This window comes from Flavobacterium pokkalii (assembly GCF_014596575.1).
GTDB classification, from domain to species: domain Bacteria; phylum Bacteroidota; class Bacteroidia; order Flavobacteriales; family Flavobacteriaceae; genus Flavobacterium; species Flavobacterium pokkalii.
The window spans coordinates 1-2,270 of record NZ_NASZ01000042.1; the positions used below are offsets into that span (position 1 = coordinate 1).

The 2,270-nt window shown below is 37.4% G+C and carries 2 protein-coding genes; one reads left to right on the top strand and one right to left on the bottom strand.

Annotation, left to right across the window (positions count from 1 at the left end; translation table 11 throughout):
• Positions 1-201 precede the first annotated feature (201 nt).
• The gene (locus B6A10_RS16110; RefSeq protein ID WP_188221687.1) at positions 202-1,431 is read left to right on the top strand and encodes an ATP-binding cassette domain-containing protein; all 1,230 of its coding nucleotides are present in this window, start codon (positions 202-204) and stop codon (positions 1,429-1,431) included.
• Between the two features lie 353 nt (positions 1,432-1,784).
• Here B6A10_RS16110 and B6A10_RS16115 read toward each other — a convergent pair whose 3' ends face one another.
• Positions 1,785-2,135, bottom strand: a complete 351-nt coding sequence (locus B6A10_RS16115; RefSeq protein ID WP_188221688.1) for a hypothetical protein — start codon at positions 2,133-2,135, stop codon at positions 1,785-1,787.
• Between the last annotated feature and the right edge of the window lie 135 nt (positions 2,136-2,270).

The following is a 2,270-nucleotide window of genomic DNA, read 5'->3' on the forward strand; positions in this document are numbered from 1 at the left end:
GTTCTCTGTTCTCTGTTCTCTGTTCTCTGTTCTCTGTTCTCTGTTCTCTGTTCTCTGTTCTCTGTTCTCTGTTCTCTGTTCTCTGTTCTCTGTTCTCTGAACACTGATTACTGAACACTACTTTCCAACTCACAACTCACAACCCACAACCCATAACTTAAAACTTCCTATCTTTGCAGTCAATAAAAAAGAGACTTTTTAATGCAAACTGCCACCCATTGGAACATTTTACTTTCCAATCAAATCAATAAAAAAGAATTTATAGAAAACATTCTTTCCGGAAATGCCAAAGAGGAATTAACTCCATTCAACACCTTAAAAGGAATTTTATTTTCGGATATTGCCATCGATCAGTTTATCCAAAAAGAATTTCGATACATCGAATTAACAGCTATTGATTCTAACCGGAAACTGAGTACTTTTTCTTCCGGACAGCGCAAAAAGAAATTTCTGCAATACTGCATTGACCAAAAACCGGATTTTATCATTTTTGACAATCCGATGGATCATTTGGATCAGGCCTCTAGAGTTGAGTTGGCAAAAGCACTGGAAGAAATGGCGTCGCATATTACCATTATCCAACTCATCAATCGCTCAGCCGATTTACTGCCTTTTATTTCCAATAACCGACAAATCAATTCGGATGCTTTTGTACTAGAAAATATTTCACACAAAGCGCACGAAAATAAAATTATAAGCCAGTCCGGAATTCCGCATCCGCCACATGCTTTTGAACAAACCGAGAAAGTTTTGATTCAAATGAACAATGTTTCGGTGAGTTATCAGGAACGTCCCATTGTCAAAAACATTAACTGGACTATCAATCAGGGCGAATTCTGGCAATTAATCGGACCGAACGGTTCCGGAAAAAGCACCCTATTATCCCTAATCAACGGAGATAATCCGAAAGGTTATGGTCAGGATTTATACCTTTTTGGTCGCAAAAAAGGAAGTGGCGAAAGCGTTTGGGACATCAAAAAAAACATCGGTTATTTTGCGACCAATATGACGAGTTTATTTACCCGAAATCATACTTTGGAACAAATGATACTTTCCGGTTTTTTTGATTCCATCGGATTGTATGATCTGCCAACGACGCTACATAAAAAAATTGCCGACGAATGGCTGGATTTAATTGGAATGAAACACCTTAAAAACAAAATGTTCAAACGCCTTTCGGTAGGACAACAACGTCTGGCGATGATTGTGCGCTCGGTTTTAAAACACCCGCCGTTGGTAATTTTGGACGAACCCGTAGAAGGCTTAGACGACGAAAGCGTAGCCCTGGTGTGCCAATTGATTAATTTGCTCAAACAAGAATCCAATATGACCATTGTGTACGTTTCGCACCGCATCGAACCAAATCTGGCTCCCAATTCCATTCTCGAATTAATTCCGTCCGAGGAAGGCTCCATCGGAATTATCAAATAAACTGATATAACTCGAATTACAATCCGATTTGCGTACTACAAGTCGGATTTTTTTTCTGTCCCGAAACCTCGGGATGTTTCAGAATTTCTTTTTTTTTTTGACGTGCAGTCCTGCACACTTGAAAATTTACTATTGTTTTTGTTATTGAAATTGCTATTGTTATTGAAACCAATTAAATACGAAAAGTATCCAACAAATTAAGAGTCCTTTTGATGATTTGTAAGAAAAAAATAATATATTTGAAAAAACGAAAAAGCGAAACAAACCTTCGCCAATCTACCCAATTTTGGGTGCATATACGAAGGTTTGTTTCGCCTATATACTAGTTATAAGTAATTGCTACGATCATCGTTCTAATAAAGATTTTCGCTAATTAGAATTGAATCATCACCGTTTTCAGTAGCAGATAACCCAAATTGAATTTGGTTATTAGCTTTAGCAATTTTAAATCCTTCCTTTCTGTTCACATATCTATCCAATGAAGTTATAAAACCTTGATGCTCTCTATAATCATCTTCTGACATATTTAAGGGTTTAAAATATTCATTCACATCACCTTTCAAGTCTGTGATAGTTTGATAGCAGTTGTGATGCCTTCTGCCGCAAATAACAAATCCGATTTCAATGTTTTCGGGTTGTTGTTTATGCACTTGGTTATCGTTAATCCAAATTGCTGCACATAGTATAAATTCTTTTTGTTCCATTTTTAAAATTTGTTTTTAATAATCCGCAACTACTTATAATCGAGTAGACGGCTCTGCCAGTAGCTGACAGAGTGCGCCTCTCACACCACCGAGCGTACGGGTCACGTACTCGGCGGTTCGTAAAATGATGGATTA

What these genes read in the sequence shown, in the direction of transcription:
- B6A10_RS16115 (WP_188221688.1), bottom strand. Translation starts at nt 2,135, where the DNA reads ATGGAACAAAAAGAATTTATACTATGTGCAGCAATTTGGATTAACGAT.
- B6A10_RS16110 (WP_188221687.1), top strand. Translation starts at nt 202, where the DNA reads ATGCAAACTGCCACCCATTGGAACATTTTACTTTCCAATCAAATCAAT.